The 16,670-nt window shown below is 61.0% G+C and carries 9 protein-coding genes; all 9 read left to right on the forward strand.

The features are described from left to right. Nucleotides 1-932: 932 nt before the first annotated feature. The 9 genes from J2W46_RS13500 (at nucleotide 933) to J2W46_RS13540 (ending at nucleotide 15,834) form a co-directional block, all read left to right on the forward strand. Nucleotides 933-1,751: an ABC transporter permease gene (locus J2W46_RS13500; protein WP_310354349.1), complete on the forward strand. Its 819-nt coding sequence runs from the start codon at nucleotides 933-935 to the stop codon at nucleotides 1,749-1,751. Next, nucleotides 1,741-3,153, forward strand: coding sequence for an ABC transporter ATP-binding protein (locus J2W46_RS13505; protein WP_310354351.1), 1,413 nt, complete (start codon nucleotides 1,741-1,743; stop codon nucleotides 3,151-3,153). The genes J2W46_RS13500 and J2W46_RS13505 overlap by 11 nt, the downstream gene beginning before the upstream one ends. Nucleotides 3,154-3,216: 63 nt before the next feature. Continuing rightward, nucleotides 3,217-8,409 carry a glycoside hydrolase family 99-like domain-containing protein gene (locus J2W46_RS13510; RefSeq protein ID WP_310354353.1) on the forward strand — a complete coding sequence of 1,731 codons (5,193 nt, stop codon included), beginning with the start codon at nucleotides 3,217-3,219 and terminating at the stop codon, nucleotides 8,407-8,409. 12 nt (nucleotides 8,410-8,421) lie between these two features. Beyond that, on the forward strand, nucleotides 8,422-9,429 hold the full coding sequence (locus tag J2W46_RS13515) for an NAD-dependent epimerase/dehydratase family protein (protein WP_310354355.1): 1,008 nt from the start codon (nucleotides 8,422-8,424) through the stop codon (nucleotides 9,427-9,429). A gap of 40 nt (nucleotides 9,430-9,469) precedes the next feature. Further along, nucleotides 9,470-10,885 (forward strand): FAD/NAD(P)-binding protein, encoded by a 1,416-nt coding sequence (locus J2W46_RS13520; RefSeq protein WP_310354357.1) that lies wholly within the window; start codon nucleotides 9,470-9,472, stop codon nucleotides 10,883-10,885. Nucleotides 10,886-11,108: 223 nt separating this feature from the next. Continuing rightward, nucleotides 11,109-11,954 (forward strand): glycosyltransferase family 2 protein, encoded by an 846-nt coding sequence (locus tag J2W46_RS13525; RefSeq protein ID WP_310354359.1) that lies wholly within the window; start codon nucleotides 11,109-11,111, stop codon nucleotides 11,952-11,954. Then, on the forward strand, nucleotides 11,951-12,922 hold the full coding sequence (locus tag J2W46_RS13530) for a UDP-glucose 4-epimerase family protein (RefSeq protein WP_310354361.1): 972 nt from the start codon (nucleotides 11,951-11,953) through the stop codon (nucleotides 12,920-12,922). The genes J2W46_RS13525 and J2W46_RS13530 overlap by 4 nt, the downstream gene beginning before the upstream one ends. After that, nucleotides 12,916-13,938, forward strand: a complete 1,023-nt coding sequence (locus J2W46_RS13535) for an MraY family glycosyltransferase (protein ID WP_310354363.1) — start codon at nucleotides 12,916-12,918, stop codon at nucleotides 13,936-13,938. The genes J2W46_RS13530 and J2W46_RS13535 overlap by 7 nt, the downstream gene beginning before the upstream one ends. 12 nt (nucleotides 13,939-13,950) lie before the next feature. Then, nucleotides 13,951-15,834, forward strand: coding sequence for a polysaccharide biosynthesis protein (locus J2W46_RS13540; RefSeq protein WP_310354364.1), 1,884 nt, complete (start codon nucleotides 13,951-13,953; stop codon nucleotides 15,832-15,834). The last annotated feature ends 836 nt before the right edge of the window (nucleotides 15,835-16,670 follow it).

Consider the following 16,670-nt stretch of genomic DNA (forward strand, 5'->3'; position numbering starts at 1 on the left):
AAGCGAGGACGGTCAGGTCGCGCCCCAGATGCTGCTGCAATTGCGCGAGCGCGTTGCGCACCATGCGGGCGTCCGCGTCGCCGGGCAGCGGCACCCAATAGCGTCCGCCCCTTGCGTCGTTTGCATGGAGACAGGGACGTCCTCCAGGCAGCGGAGCTAGCTGCGAGAACAGCAAGAGCCGGCGCTTGCTTCGTGCGCGTTCGATGACCCAGTTCGTCACCAGCGCGATTGCGGGACGCCCTAGCTCGTCGACGAGCGTTTGGGCATTGAGTTCTTGCGGCAGGATCTCCAGGCTATGCAGCCGCCGTTCAGTCGTGCGCTTGCTTTCTGCGCCGAGCAGCGTACTCAGATGCTGGAAGGCGAGCTCCGTCGTCCACACCTTCTCTTCATCGAGACCCAAAAGATCAATGTCGGTCATATGTCGGAGTTTGCAAATTTGAATCTAATTCTAGCGCTTGCTCGGGTAATTTCCAACGTCTCGCTCGTCTGAATGGCGATAAATGCGAACTGCGTCAAGCATGTCCTAGGAGAATTGCGGAACGTGCTGCACGACAAGCGGAAAAGGCTTCAAATCCTTGCTATTGATCTCGAATCCTTTTGTTGCTGCTATTATTGTCACTCACGCTAAGCGAGTTCTCGCAACTCGCGATGGCGCAAAATCGCTGCGCTTCGGCAAGGGGCATGAAGCCAGCCACCCCTGCGGGGCGCGCGGGCGAGGCCGTGGTCGGTCTGCAGCGTTGGATCACGCGATCCAGTGTGTCTGCCGATCTCGCGGTTATAGAAGCCGCTTTCCTGTCCTGTCGCCGCCCAACTACACTTCGTTGGTTAAACCACCGCATCTGACCGGTGCATACGTACTCGTTGTTGCATGTGAGCATGCGACCATTACCCGTCGTGAGAGTTCTCTTCAAAAAGCATAAGGCGTTCTTCGAATGCAAAAGTTTTCAGTTCATCCGCGCGAGCTAGCGATCAGTCTGTGGCGTAACCGGAGGCTGATCGCATTGTCTGTTCGGCGCGAGGTGCTCGGTCGCTACCGGGGTTCGTTTCTCGGCATCTTTTGGTCGTTCTTCAATCCGCTGCTGATGCTGGCCGTCTATACGCTCGTGTTCAGTGGCCTGATGAAGGCTCGGTGGAACGCGGCCAGCGATTCCAAGACCGAATTCGCGCTCGTGCTATTTGCGGGTCTGATGCTATTTAATCTGTTTGCGGAATGCATAAATCGGGCACCCGGTCTCATCCTCGGTAACCCCAATTACGTAAAGAAAGTTGTATTTCCGCTTGAAATACTTCCTTGGGTGAGCCTAGGGTCGGCTCTTTTTCACGGCGGCGTTAGCTTGCTCGTCTGGCTCATCGCCTATTGCATCTTTTTTGGAGCGCCGCACGCAACGGTTGTCTTGCTGCCGCTCGTGCTGATCCCCTTCATTCTCTTCACGATGGGACTGAGTTGGGCGCTGGCGTCGCTCGGCGTATTTTTGCGCGACGTTGCGCAGGTCATCGGCATCCTGACAACTGTCTTGATGTTTCTTTCGCCGATCTTCTATCCTGCAACAACGTTGCCTGAAAAATATCGTCCGCTGCTCTATCTCAATCCATTGACGCCCGTAATCGAGTCGGCGCGCGATGTACTGTACTGGGGCAAAGTTCCGAGCTTCGAAATGTTAGGAGTCTACTTGGTGATCAGCGCATTCATCGCCTGGCTGGGTTTCGCCTGGTTCCAGAAGACACGCACGGGATTTGCCGATGTCATCTGAAATCGCGATTAAGGTCGAGAACCTGAGCAAGCGCTATCAGATCTACGACCAGCCGAGAGATCGGCTCAAGCAATTCGTTTTGCCCCGCGTACGGAGAATGATCGGCGCTGCGCCTGCCCAGTACTTTCATGAATTCTGGGCGCTTCGCGACGTATCGTTCGAAGTGCGGCGCGGTGAGACCGTCGGAATCATTGGGCGTAACGGAAGCGGCAAATCGACCTTGCTGCAGATGATTTGCGGCACCCTCAATCCCACGCATGGAACGCTCGAAACGAAAGGCCGAATCGCTGCGTTGCTCGAACTGGGCTCCGGCTTCAACCCGGACTTCACGGGTCGCGAGAACGTGTTCCTTAACGCAGCAGTGTTGGGCCTCAGTCACCAGGAAGTGGAAGCGCGCTTCGACGATATCGTTGCGTTCGCAGATATCGGCCACTTTCTGGATCAGCCGGTCAAAACGTATTCGAGCGGCATGGTGGTCCGGCTCGCATTCGCGGTGCAGGCGATGATCGACCCGGACATTTTTGTCGTCGACGAAGCGCTCGCGGTGGGCGACGAGAAGTTCCAGCGCAAATGCTTTGCGCGGCTGGAAGAACTGAAAAGCCGCGGCACGTCGATCCTCTTTGTCTCGCACTCGGCGGCCAGCGTGATCGAGTTGTGCGAACGGTCTCTGCTGCTCGACAGTGGCAGCCGCATCATGTATGCGCCGGCGGCGCAAGCCGTGCGCGCGTATCAGAAGCTGCTTTACGCGCCCAAAGCGGATCACGAATCACTGGTCCGCGAATTTCGCGCGGCGGACAGCGGTGCCGGCGCCGTCAATGGTGCCGCGGGTGCCGCAGGTGCCGCGGCAGACATCGTGCTTGCCGCTCAGGACGCAGCGAGGAACGCCGAGTCCACGTTCGATCCAGGACTCGTGCCGGAGACCACCACGGTCTATCCGGCGCAGGGTGCGGAGATTCAATCCATCGCATTTCGCAGCGAAGACGGGCGCGTGGTCAATGTGCTGCAGTCGGGCGAAACGTATTACCTGGAAATGCAGGGTGTGTTCACGCGGGACTTTGCCGGCGTGTTCTTTGGTAGCCATATCCGCAACATCCAGGGAGCGGAGATTACCGGCCAGCGTTATCCCGAAGAGGGCTCATATGTGCCGGACGCCCGCGCAGGAACGCAATTCAAGGTGAGGTTCGCTTTCAATATGAACCTTATTCAGGGCGCGTATTTCGCTGGTGGCGGCGTGTGGTCGGCGGAGGAGCCGGCATGCGCACATCGAATTGTGGATGCCGTGATGTTCCGGATCACGCCCACCGAAAGGAAAAAGTCGTTCGGTTATGTGGATCTCGCCGCGAGTGAGCCGACGCTCGATCTGAGCGGCTGTGCGATCAATGCGGCGACCCCGACGATGTAATGCATTCGACAACGGATCTGCGCGATCCGCTGGCGCGTATCGAGCGATTGGAAAGGGTGGGAAATGAGTGACGTTGTTGATGGAAAGCTGGCGGCGCAGGAGAAGCTGTTCCAGTTCCTGCGCTGGAACAGCTATCGTTCCGAACGGCACAAGCTGTTTTATATCGCCACGCCCAAGGTGGCGTGCACGTCGTTGAAATGGTGGTTCGCGGCGCTGGAAGGCTATGCGGAGTCGCTGTACGACATTAACGATAGCTCCGAATCCGATCCCGAGCTCGTCGTTCATGAATCGCACAAGGTTGCGCCGCACGTCACGGGTCTGGACAAAGACGCGCTGTATGAAGCGTTGACCTCGAACGAATACTTCCGCTTCGCGGTGGTGCGAAACCCGTATAAGCGCATCTTCTCCGCGTGGCAATCCAAGCTGCTGTTGCAGGAGCCGCTGCAGGTCGGACGCTATACGAAGTTCGAGTTTTTTCATCTGCCGGTCAACTCGAGGCAGGACATTGCGCCCGCGTTCGAGGCGTTTCTCGAACATCTCGCGAGCAACGAGGCACCGTCGTTCTGGGACCATCACTGGATGCCGCAGGCTTCGTTGCTGAGGCCGGACATCATCGAATATTCCCGGATCGCGAAAGTTGAAGACTATGCGCCTTTGAGCGCCGCACTGAAGGAGTGGCTCGGCGGCTACCTGCCTGATCCGTTCGCCGTGCATCGGGCGAACGAGAGCCTCATTCCTTTTCAGCCGGATTTCATCACCGAGCGAAGCGGCGAATTGCTGCGCGCGATGTATGCGGAAGACTTCGATGCATTCGGCTATGACCGAGCGTTGCCAGGGGCCAAGGAGAGCTTCTCCGAAGAGCAGGCCGATGTTGCGCTCAAGGCCGTGCATCTGCTGCGCGCCCGGCACACGCAGCTCGGCGAGCGCTCGGAGCGGTTGGCCGCACTTAGCCAGGCCGTCCGCGAACGCGACACACGAATCGCAGTGCTTGGAAATGCTGCGTCTGAGCGCGACGCTACACGGGCGCAGCGCGACGCCTTGCAAATCGAGCGCGAAGCGCACATCGCGGCCCGGGACGCGGCTGTCGCAGGGCGTGACCAGATAATCGCGAATCTGAATCGCGCCATCGCGGGACGCGATGCGGAGGTTTCCAGGCTCAGTCGGCAAGCGATCCAGAGCAACGCGCAGGTGAAATCGCTGGAACGAACCATCGAGGCACGACAAGCGCGCATTGCGGAGTGCGAGGCGCACATGTGGCATCTCGAGCGCGCGCTCGCGGAACGCGATGGGCAAATTGCCGAAGGTAATCGCCAGATTGCAATGCTTCAGCAAGAAACTGCGGAGAAAGGCGCGCAACTCGAATCGGAGCGCCAACGGCTCGCCGAAATTTTCGGATCTCACACGTGGCAACTCGCCACGCGCATTCGCAAGGGCGCCACAGCGTACCGCCGTGTATTGGGCCGCTCGCGACCGGACGAAATGCGCAGCGCATCGCCAATCGCGCGTGCGCGCCGCGCGTTGCAGACGCGTCTCGCGATCCGCGCCATTCGCGGCAATAACCTGTTCGACGGCTCGTTTTATCTCGCCAGCAATCCGGATGTGCGCGAGGCCGGGCTCGATCCCGTCAGGCACTATCTGACACATGGCTGGCGCGAGCGACGCGATCCATCGCCCGCCTTCAGCACCGCCCAATATCTGTCCGATAACCCGGACGTCGAGCGCGCCCTCGTCAATCCTCTGTTGCACTATCTGCGTTTTGGAAAGCCCGAAGGGCGCATCGTCCAGGCAAGCGCGACGGCGGCATCCGTCGACGTCGCGCATTCGTCGCAAACCGATGGTCAGGTGGCCGCCGTCGACGATCCTCATCGCGAGCCCGCAGACGGCCAGGTGACAGCGCAGAGCGACGAACATGCAATCGTGAACAATGCCCTCGATGCCGAGGTCGACGCCATCAGGCAGTCGGGACTGTTTGACGAGAGCTATTACGTTTCGGTGAATTCGGAGCTCAACCTGAGTCCCGATGAGGCGATTCGCCACTATTGCGAGTCTGGCTGGCGAGAAGGGCGCAATCCGTCGGACGACTTCGACACGCGGTATTACCTCGATACGTATCGCGACATTCGCGAAGCCGGCATCAATCCGTTCTGGCATTACGCCATTGCTGGAGCGAGTGAGGCACGGCGCGCGGCGCCTGCGGCCAGCAATCTGCATGAGAAAGACATCTGGTTCGGACCTATCGAATCGGACGTCAAGTTGATTGCTTTCTATAAAGCGCCCGACTGGTCTGTCGCGCGCGCCGGCCGTCCAATGTTCAAAGGGCATTTGCAGCCTTTTCTGCCGAGCACGCAGCCAGGATTTTATGATCCGCTCGACAAGGACGTCATGCGCTGGCAGGCGCAGGCGGCGCGACGTCATGGCGTGTACGCGTTCTGTTTCGACCTCGGCACAGACGCCGACGGTTCAGTACCGCCCCAGCCGGTAGACAGCTTGCTCGCGACTGAAGACGCGGACATTCGTTTTTGCGTCCAGTTGCACGCAAAGTCCGACGAACAGTCGCGTGCAATCGCCGGCAAGCTCGCGTTTTGTTTCGCCGATCGTCGTTATATCCACATCGACGACAGGCCGGTCGTGCTGGTGTCCGTAGCCGAAAACGCGCAGCAGATGGGCGAGTTCATCGCGAGCTTGCGTCAGCATCTTGCGCAACAGGGCGTGAACGCACCGAAGTTCATCGGAGCCTGGTCGGCGGATCACGACGACGGTTCGCGCGCGGAACTGACCGAGCTCTTTGAGGCGTCGCTGGATCTGTCCGTGGCCGGGGAAATCGGCACCTTCACGCCCCTGTCCAAAGGCGGTATCAATGTCGTTCCCTACAGCGTGGTTGCGGCCAACGGTGTGTCGCGGCTATCGCAAGACCGTGCGCCTGACCATTTCTCTTATCCTGTCGTCACGCTGGCTCGCGATAATTCCGCGGTCCGCGGCGCCGATTCGATCGTCTATTCCCGTTTCCATCCCAAAGCGTACCGGCGGTGGCTGGATGCGGCGATCAGCAATGCGAGAACGTCTCAACCCGCGGATCGGCGCATGGTTTTCATCAACGCGTGGAACGACTGGAACGAGGGCGTCGCGCTGGAGCCGGACCATAGAACGGGCTTTAACCGTCTGAACGAGACGGCGCGGGCGCTCACGGGACACGAGTCGGGCAAGAAGATGCCTAAGGTTTCCGTCATCGTTCCGAACTACCGGCACGAGCAGTTTCTCAGGCGCCGCCTCGACAGCGTGTACGGTCAGACCTACAAGAATATCGAGGTGCTGTTGCTCGACGATTGCTCGCCGGACGAAAGCCGCGCAGTAATGGACGAGTACGCAGCGGCCTATCCGGAAATCAGCCGGACGTTATACAACGACCGGAACTCCGGCGGCGTATTCCGTCAATGGGCCAGAGGGATTCAGGCCGCAACTGGCGATTTCGTCTGGATCGCCGAAAGCGACGATTTCTGTGACGCTTCGTTCCTCGAGACCCTTGTTTCGACCTTTAACGATGAAGCGGTGATGCTGGCGTATAGCTTCTCGCTATTCGTCGATCGCGATGAAAACCCCATCGACGGTAATTTCGAATGCTACGTAAGCGATCTCGACAACCCGGAAAGGTGGAATAGCAGTTACGTCGAAACTGCGCATAACGAAGTGAGGACGGCGCTCGGCATCAAGAACACCATCCCGAACGCGAGTAGCGTTGTCTTCAGGCGACCGGTGGATATGCCGCTTCTTAACGACGAGTCGTGGCTGTCCATGCGCGTGGCGGGCGACTGGGTGTTCTATCTCCATCTTTTGCGCGGCGGGAAAATCGCCTTTTGCGCCGATGCAACCAACTTTTTCCGGCGCTACCCCGGCAGCACGGCCGACACGACCTATAAGCGCGAAGTTTTCTATCGCGAAGTCGGCATGGCGAGTCGTACCGTTGCAGAACTTTACGATGTGCCACTCGAAGTACTCGAGCGTTGCCGCAAGGGATACGAAGACTTCTATTTGCGCGTTGTCGGCGGCGATAGTGAAGAGTTCTTGCGTTGGTACGATTACTTTTCGATATTGCAGGCACGCCAGCGGCGCTTGCCGAACGTCATGGTCACGACCATGGGCTTTAGTCCGGGTGGTGCTGAGATCCTCCCCATCCGCATCGTGAACGAGCTGAAGCGGCAAGGTCATTCCGTGCTGCTCCTCAATACCGGCTTGATGGTGCACGACGACCGCATTCGTGAAATGGTCCGCAACGATGTTCCGGTCGTCGAGGTATCGGATGTGACGGCGACGAGAGAACTTATCCGTGCGTTCGGCATCGAGGCGTTGAACACGCATCAATGGCACTTGCAGAAGTATCCGTCGCAGGTGCCCGACGTATACGACAGTTTGCGCGTGCACGTTGCGTCGTTGCACGGAATGATCGAGCACGGCGACGCATTCGGCGCGACGGAAGAGCAACTTCGTCTGGCCGACGAGAAAGTCACGACCTGGGTCTACACGGCGGACAAGAACCTGGGGCCGTTTATCGACTGCGGACTGTACGACGAGACTTCGACCCGCTTTGCGAAGATTCCGAACGGAATGATGCCGCCGACCATCGTGCCGGTGAGCCGGTCGAGCATGGGCATACCCGAAGATGCGTTCGTGTTGTGCTGTGTGAGCCGGGCGATTCCTGACAAGGGTTGGGCCGAGACCATCGAGGCCGTGGAGCGGGCCCGAGCACTGTCGAACCGCGACATTCGCCTGATTCTCGTGGGCAACGGTCCTGTGTACGACGAGTATTGCCAAAGCGGGGCGTTCGACTTCGTTCACTTCGCGGGTTTCTCGGAGAACTCCGTGGGCCATTACGCGGCGGCGGACATGGGCATCATGCTGACGAAGTTCAGGTCCGAAAGTTTTCCGTTGACGATCGTCGACTGCCTGTTTGCGGGCAGACCCTACATTGCGACGGACGTCGGGGATATCCGCAACATGCTCACCGAAGGCAACGAAGTTGCCGGCGCGGTCATCGAACTCGAAGACTGGGCCGTGCCGGTGGATGCGGTCTCGCAAATTATCGCAGCGTTCGCGTCCGACGAGCAGAAGTACCAGAGAACTCGCGCTCTCGTGCGAGAGGTCGCTAACCGCTACAAGATCGATATGGTGACGGCGAAGTACGTTGAGCTTTTCAAAATGTCGCACGGCAAACGACGGATAGGTTCCGAAGAGCGCCGGTGCGATCTCCTAGAACTCAACTGACGGTGGACGAATATGCATAGCCATGCCAGTCGTGAGATTGCAGCCAGCACGAAGCGGTGTCTCGTCTTGGGGGGAGGAGGCTTTATCGGATCGCACTTGACGCGCGCGTTGCTCGAGCACGGTTATTACGTTCGCTGTTTCGAGCGTCCGCACACGGGCGCGAGCTGCGCACAGGCGATTGAGCATCCGAATTTCGAGCTTTTCCAGGGCGATTTCGTTAATCCGCTGGATCTTGCATGTGCGCTCGAAGGCGTCGACGTCTGCTTTCATCTCGTGTCGACCACGTTGCCGAAATCGTCGAATGCCGACCCTGCGTTCGATGTTGAAACCAACCTGCTCGGCACCGTTCGTCTGCTCACGCAAGCGGTCAAGTCGGGCGTGACCAAAGTGATTTTCGTGTCCTCCGGCGGGACCGTCTATGGCGTGCCGCAAGCGGTGCCCGTCCCCGAAACGCACCCGACGAATCCCGTGTGTTCGTACGGGATAGCCAAACTCGCAATCGAAAAATACCTCGCTTTGTTTCATCAGCAACACGGCCTGGATTACGCGGTATTGCGATTGGCCAATCCTTTTGGCGAAGGTCAGCGCGCGGAGTCGGGGCAAGGGGCCGTCGCCGTCTTCCTTGGCCGCATCCTTCGGGGCGAAACACTCGAAGTGTGGGGCGACGGTTCTGTCATCCGCGATTACATCTACATTGAAGACGTCGTGACTGCGCTGCTGCTCTCGATCGACCTGAAAGGCAGCGAACGCCTGTTCAACATCGGATCGGGTCGAGGACACAGTATCAACGAGGTGCTCGATGTGCTCGAGCGCACGGTGGGCCAGCCTGCTATTCGACGCTATCGGCCGGGCCGGTCGTTCGATGTCCCGGCGAGCGTGCTCTGCATCGAAAGTGCGCGCCGTTCACTCGGCTGGTCACCGAAAGTCGATTTCGAAGAAGGCGTTGAACGCTTCGCCGCCTGGATGAAGCGCGAATTGGCGGCGCAGTCGTTGCTGGCAATCGGAGGATACTCTGGCTAGCAGCGCAAGCGGCGACGGGGCATTGAAGCAGGTGTTCGGCGTGGCCGACTCCGCCCAGGGCGTCGCGACGACCATTGCGATCATCGGCGGCGGATTCAGTGGCGCGCTGACGGCAGTCGGCCTGCTGCGCGGCGCGCGGGCGAGCACGCTTCGCGTCGTCCTGATCGACAACGGACCGGGTTTCGGGCGGGGGCTCGCTTATCGCACTGCACACCCCGAGCTTCTGCTGAACGTGCCGGCCGGCAACATGAGCGCGTTCCCCGATCGGCCTGGAGACTTCGTCGAATATCTGGAGCGTCTCGATGCGCGGTTGAACGCCGGGTCGTTCGTCCCGCGCACGGTATATGGCGACTATCTGGAACACACGCTCGCGCAAGCAGAGCGAATGTGTCCCGATGTCCTTACGCGATACCGGGGGCAAGCTGTCGCTTTGCACCTGGAGCAAGAGCCCAGACGGTATCGGATCGAATTCGAAGACGGGCAGATCCTGCACGCGCAGCGGGTCGTGCTTGCAACGGGGCACTTCGCACCGGATGCGCCGCAGTGCTTCTGCAGCGACGTCGCGCACAGAATCTTGCAGCCTTGGGACTTCGATGCAATCGACGCGTTAAATCCGGCAGCGCCCGTTGCTGTCATGGGCATGGGGCACACCGGCATCGACACTTTGTTGCGCCTCGTGCGGCTGAGCCCCGAGCGCAAGGTCTTCATGTTCTCGCGCCGAGGTCTCGTGCCTCACACGCACCGTCCGAACCCCAGGTTGCCAATCAAGGTCGGATATCCGGAGCGGTTCGCGTCATTACCTCCCACCATCAGGGCTTACGCAAAATCACTGCGCGACTGCGTCGCTCAGCGCGTCGCTCGCGGAGAGGATTGGCGAGACGCGCTGAACGAGTTGCGCCCGCACACATCGACGCTATGGCGCAGTCTCCCGCCTGCGGAGCGCGCGCGCTTCCTCCGCACGCTTTTGCCCTATTGGGACATCCATCGGCACAGACTTGCGCCGGTTATCGGTCAGCGCCTCCAGTATCTGCTGAAGGCCGGGCACGTTGAACGTATCGCCGGAGCGGTTCGCAATGCGTATGAACAGGACGGCATGCTTCATGTCGCGCTGGGCACGCGCCCGTTCGGCGCGATCCGGCCGCTGACGGTCAGCGCCGTGATCAATTGCACGGGACCGAACTATGACCTCGCGAAGGTGGGTTCTCCTCTGCTCGGGCAGCTCTTTCACGCGCGCCAGATTCGTCGCGACAAGCTCCGCTTGGGGCTCGATGTCGACGATCGATACCGCGCGACCGATGCGAGCGGTCACCCGGCTGACAATCTCTTCTACGTCGGTCCCATGCTTCGGGCCATGTATTGGGAGGCGATTGCCGTGCCCGAATTGCGGCAACACGCGGCAGCACTGGCCGATCAGCTCCTGCAGGATCTGGCTTCTGCGGTGCGCAGCGGAATCTGACCGGGACTGCCGTCCGCTCTCTATTTGCCGCGCCGCGCCCCGTCACGAGCTGACGGCTTGTCGCGCCGCCTTGGCCCCTGCCTGGTAATGAGATAATTGCGGGCCCGCCGATCACGAACGTAAAGCCGACTTGCCGGAACCGGCAAGCTTGAGCAAACTTTTGTTCGGCCAAACAACGGCATTTCGACCGACGTGCCCGCCACAAGACACGCAGTTACAACTCATGAAAGCTACAGCAGAGCCGCATTCCGGACTGGAAGGACTGTCCGTGTCGGTGGTGGTCTATCGCCCGGATATAGAACAACTGAACGCCACGCTTGCCGGCCTCGCGGCGGCGAGCGAGAGCTTGCGCGCCGGTCGGCCGGGCGTGCCGGTCAGCCTGTACCTGGTGGACAACGGCGGCCTGCCTGACATGCGGGCCACGCTCGCTGAACTGGAACGGCACGGAGTCTCGACGACCGTCATTTCCGGACATGGCAACGTGGGCTACGGCCGCGGCCATAACCTCGCGATCGAACGCAGCGCGAACCGCTATCACCTTGTGCTGAACCCCGACATCGATCTTGCGCCCGACGCATTGTGCAAAGCCTTCGATTTCTTCGACGCCCATGCGCAGGCCGGGCTTATCACGCCCTGGATAGGCGATGAGCACGGCCATCAACTATTCCTTTGCCGACGATACCCCACGCTCCTGGATCTATTCGCGCGCGGTTTTCTGCCTGCACGGTTGCGGCGGTGGTTCGCGCGGCGCCTCGCACGGTATGAGATGCGCGACATGATCAACGCGCAGGACGTCGTTTGGGACCCGCCGATCGTCAGCGGCTGCTTCATGATGTTTCGCACGAGCGTATTGAAGCAACTGGCGGGCTTCGACGCCCGATACTTCCTTTATTTCGAGGACTACGATCTAAGCCTTCGCGCCCACGACGTCACGCGGGTCGTCTACACGCCCTCGGTCCGGGTTCTGCACCACGGCGGTGGCGCGGCGAACAAAGGCTTCGCTCATATCCGCATGTTCGTGGCTTCCGCCTACAAGTTCTTCAACCGCTTCGGATGGAAGTGGCTATGAGTCACATACTCGTTACTGGAGCCAACGGGTTTGTCGGTCGCGCGCTGTGCCGCGCCTTGTGCGATGCGGGGCACACGGTCACCGGTCTCGTCCGGCGCGGCGGGGGCGTCGAGCCGGGTGTCAGCGAGTGGATCGAGCCGAGCGCGGACTTCGCGGCGCTCGAAGCGCAATGGCCGGCGGGGCTCGCTGCCGATTGCGTCGTCCACCTGGCGGCGCGCGTACATGTCATGCACGAAGTTTCGGAAGATCCCGACGCCGCTTTCCATGCGACGAATGTCGACGGCGCGCTGCGCGTCGCGCGCGCTGCGCGGCGACATGGCGTACGGCGTTTCGTCTTTGTCAGCAGTATCAAGGCGATCGCGGAAGCCGACAACGGCCGTCCGCTGACGGAAGACGATGTGCCGGCTCCCGAAGACGCTTACGGCCGCTCGAAACTGGCCGCCGAGCAGGCGCTCGTTCGTTACGGTCGCGGGTCGGGCCTCGAGGTGGTGATCGTGCGTCCGCCGCTCGTCTATGGGCCGGAGGTGCGCGCCAACTTCCTGCGTCTGATGGACGGCATATGGCGCGGGATGCCACTGCCGCTCGGGGCCGTGCGCGGACGACGCAGTCTCGTCTATGTCGAAAATCTCGCCGATGCGCTGATGCGCTCTGCAATCGATCCACGCGCCGCGGGGCAATGCTTCCATGTCGCGGACACCGACGCGCCGACGGTTGCCGAATTGTGCCGCGCGCTGGGCCGTCACTTGGAGAAGCCGGCGCGGCTCGTTCCAATACCTGAGAGCCTGCTGCGTCTCGCAGGCCGGCTGACAGGCCGCTCCGCGCAAATAGACCGGCTCGTCGGCGCATTGCAGGTGGACACCACGCGGATTCGAACCGTGCTGGACTGGCACGCTCCGCATTCCACCGACGAAGGGCTGGCCGCGACCGCCCGCTGGTATCGCCGCACAAGAGGAGGCAGCGGGTGCTGAGATACCTTGCCTCATTACCGGCCTGGTCGGCTGCGGTCCTGATTGGGCTGGGAGCCGCTTGCGCTTGCGCCGCGATCCTTTGGACGTTGCTGCGAACCGGACTTGCCTGGCGTCTCGCCACGGACGTCCCCAATGACCGTTCGCTTCACCACGCGCCCACGCCGCGAGTCGGCGGCTGGGGCATTGTTCCCGTCAGCGTGACGGCGATGTTGCTGTTAGCGCCGGGGCTCTGGTGCGCGGCCTTGGGCACGGCGTTTCTCGCGGCTGTTTCACAGATCGACGACCGCCGCGGTCTGCCCGCGCGGGTCCGCTTCGCGGCTCACCTGGTGGCCGTCGTCGGCCTGGTCGCGGCGTTCCCGGCCAGCGTACCCTGGTGGGCGCTTGCAGTCCTGGCGTTCCTGATGTTGTGGCTGGTCAACCTCTACAATTTCATGGACGGCGCGGACGGGCTCGCGGGCGGAATGGCCTTGTTCGGCTTCGCCGGCTACGCCGTTGCCGCTCTGCTCAGCGAGCGTGCCTTGCCGGAACTGGCGTGGTCGTCCGTCGCGGTGTCCGGTGCTGCTCTGGGTTTCCTCGTTTTCAACTTTCACCCGGCGCGCATTTTTCTCGGCGACGCAGGATCGATATCGCTGGGCTTTCTCGCCGGGGCCTTCGGTTATTGGGGCTGGCGCGGCGGCGTCTGGCCGGTGTGGTTCCCGGTGATGGTATTCGCGCCTTTCATCGCCGACGCGTCGGTCACGCTCGCTCGCCGCCTGCTGCGCGGAGAAAAATTTTGGGAAGCGCACCGCGAGCACTACTATCAGCGTATGGTGCGTAGTGGGATTGGGCACGCGAGGACAGCCCTCGCATGGTATGCGCTCATGGTCACTGGCATAACGCTTGCTATAATTGCCCTTGGCCGCGCTACCGTTTTTCAGTGGTGTATCGTCGCCGCCTGGGTGGTTGTTCTCTTTCTGGCAGGCGTGGTCATCGACATGCGCTGGCGTCATTTCCAATCAACACGGTCAGACAAGTAAGGGATGCCGCTGATGTTACGAAACAAGGCCGCTTGGCTGTCTTTCAGCGCTTTCCTGTTCGATCTTTCCGCAGTTGCCGGATCGTGGCTTGTCGCGTATCTCCTTCGCTTTAACGGCTCGATTCCCTACGACTTCCGCGTCGGCGCTCTGCGGTCGCTGCTTTGGGTTCTGCCGGTCTACGGCATGATGTTCCGCATCTTCGGCCTGTATCGCGGCATGTGGGTGTTCGCGAGCCTGCCGGACCTCGTTCGGATTTCGAAAGCCGTGATCGCGGGCGCGCTTGTCGCGATGGTTGTTTCCGTACTGGTGCAGCCCTCGCCGATCGTGCCGCGTTCGGTGCTCGTCGTCTCGCCGCTCTTCCTGTTCCTCGCCATGGGCGGATCGCGGGCGCTTTACCGAGCGACCAAAGAGTTCTACCTGTACGGCGGCCTCGTCGCCCAGGGCAAGCCCGTGGTCGTGCTCGGCGCCGGCAACGCGGGCGCGAGCCTCGCCCGTGAGTTGTCGCGCTCGAGCGAATGGCGTCTCGTTGGACTGCTCGACGACGACGTTTCCAAGCACGGTCGCGAAATCTACGGCTACAAGGTGCTCGGGCCGATCAGCGAATTGCCGCGCATGGCCGAGGAGTTGAAAACCGAGTACGCGATCATCGCCATTCCTTCGGCGTCGGTCGACGTCCAACGCCGCGTCGCAACGCTTTGCGTGCGAGCCGGCGTGCGCGCGCTCGTGTTGCCGGCGTTGACGGCAGTCACGCAAGGCCAGGCCTTCCTGTCGCGCGTCCGCCAGATCGATCTCGAAGACCTGCTTGGCCGCGATCCGGTCATGATCGACACCGACGACGTCGAAGCATTGCTGAAGAACCGCGTCGTCATGGTGACGGGCGCGGGCGGCTCGATCGGCTCCGAACTGTGCCGGCAGATTCTGCGCTTCGGCCCGGTGCAACTGGTCGCGTTCGACGTCTCGGAGTTCTCCATCTATCGGCTGAACGAGGAGCTTTGCGACAAGTATCCGAAGGTGTCGGTGGTGCCGATCATCGGCGACGTGAAGGACTCGCTGCTGCTCGATCAGGTGATGGCGCGCTACAGCCCGCATATCGTTTTCCACGCCGCGGCCTACAAGCATGTCCCGCTGATGGAAGAGGTCAACGCGTGGCAGGCCGTGCGCAACAACGTGCTCGGCACCTATCGCGTGGCGCGTGCGGCGATCCGTCACGACGTCGCGCGCTTCGTGCTGATTTCCACCGACAAGGCCGTCAATCCGACCAACGTGATGGGCGCGAGCAAGCGCCTCGCGGAGATGGTGTGTTCGTCGCTGCAACAGCAGGGCGCGCGGCGCACGCAGTTCGAGACCGTGCGCTTCGGCAATGTGCTCGGCAGCGCGGGCAGCGTGATTCCGAAGTTCCAGGAGCAGATTGCGCGCGGCGGTCCTGTCACGGTCACGCATCCGGAAATCACGCGGTTTTTCATGACGATTCCCGAGGCGTCGCAGCTTGTGTTGCAGGCGTCGAGCATGGGGCGCGGCGGCGAGATTTTCATTCTCGACATGGGCAAGCCGGTGCGCATCGCCGATCTCGCGCATGATCTGATCCGGCTTTACGGCTTCACCGACGAGCAGATTCGCGTGGTGTTCACGGGCCTGCGCCCCGGCGAAAAGCTCTACGAAGAACTGCTCGCCGACGACGAAACCACCACGCGCACGCCGCACCCCAAGCTGCGTATCGCGCGGGCGCGCGAAGTGCCGGACAGCCTGATCGACAACCTGCTGCCGTGGCTGATGCAGCACCGCGTGCCGACCGACGACGAAGTTCGCCGCGACCTGCGCCGTTGGGTGGCCGAATATCAGCCGGCGACATCGACCACGTTGCGCAGTGTGCAGACAGCGGGTATCCGAGCCTCGTAAGCATCGAGCGGCGGTGTGCAAAGGAGATCTCTGGCCGCCAAAATCGCTCGGCGAGGGGCTGCCGCTCGAGCGTCGGGCGTCCGCCCGTCAGCAAGAAGCGGTCGGCCTGTCACGATTCCCGCAAACCCATTGGGGGCGCTTCGCTATCGGGGAGCCAGAAACGACGACGACTTTTTCCGAGTGCCGCCCGCCGCTCAGACCTGCATCCGCAAGCAAGAGACATGCAGCCGGCAACTCTGCGAACGGATTACCCAGCGAGAAGAGCAGTTTTGTCTCGCGCAGAGGAGGTGCTTTCCTCCGAGCAGGGATAAGTTCAAGGATCGCGTCTTCGTCGAGGCCGAACATATCACCGGCACCGAACGCGACGACGTTGACGCTGGCGCGTGTAACAAGGCGTGCGTACTGCCCCTGATGCGGGGCTGCCAATAACGACACCGTGCTCCATCTTTTTTCTGAAGATCGCGAAATGGTGAATGACCGCACGGCGAGCTTATGCCGGATTCATATGCGCGACACCGGTTCGTCTATCAGTATCCCCTCGGCGATGACTGGCATCATTGCTTTTACGTGAAAGAGGTCACTCAAACGGACCGCGAGCCATACAGCGAAGCGTTATGAAACGTGATTAGGCGATGACTTTGATGCCCCAACTGCTTGACCGAGGGGCCGCCAACCCGATGCTGATGGGCATGGCGTTGAGCAGCTGGGCCAAAAGTAAACAAACCTGAAGCCCTGCTCTCCAAAACATCTCACTATCCAGTGTGGTTTAAAGAGCGCTTACGACTCTGCGAGGGTGTGCAAGCCACAGCAGTGCCGCAATGGCGTGTCCTGTTGTC

Origin of the sequence: Paraburkholderia strydomiana (assembly GCF_031456815.1) — a bacterium.
GTDB classification, from domain to species: domain Bacteria; phylum Pseudomonadota; class Gammaproteobacteria; order Burkholderiales; family Burkholderiaceae; genus Paraburkholderia; species Paraburkholderia caledonica.

What these genes read in the sequence shown, in the direction of transcription:
- J2W46_RS13500 (WP_310354349.1), top strand. Translation starts at nt 933, where the DNA reads ATGCAAAAGTTTTCAGTTCATCCGCGCGAGCTAGCGATCAGTCTGTGG.
- J2W46_RS13505 (WP_310354351.1), top strand. Translation starts at nt 1,741, where the DNA reads ATGTCATCTGAAATCGCGATTAAGGTCGAGAACCTGAGCAAGCGCTAT.
- J2W46_RS13510 (WP_310354353.1), top strand. Translation starts at nt 3,217, where the DNA reads ATGAGTGACGTTGTTGATGGAAAGCTGGCGGCGCAGGAGAAGCTGTTC.
- J2W46_RS13515 (WP_310354355.1), top strand. Translation starts at nt 8,422, where the DNA reads ATGCATAGCCATGCCAGTCGTGAGATTGCAGCCAGCACGAAGCGGTGT.
- J2W46_RS13525 (WP_310354359.1), top strand. Translation starts at nt 11,109, where the DNA reads ATGAAAGCTACAGCAGAGCCGCATTCCGGACTGGAAGGACTGTCCGTG.
- J2W46_RS13530 (WP_310354361.1), top strand. Translation starts at nt 11,951, where the DNA reads ATGAGTCACATACTCGTTACTGGAGCCAACGGGTTTGTCGGTCGCGCG.
- J2W46_RS13540 (WP_310354364.1), top strand. Translation starts at nt 13,951, where the DNA reads ATGTTACGAAACAAGGCCGCTTGGCTGTCTTTCAGCGCTTTCCTGTTC.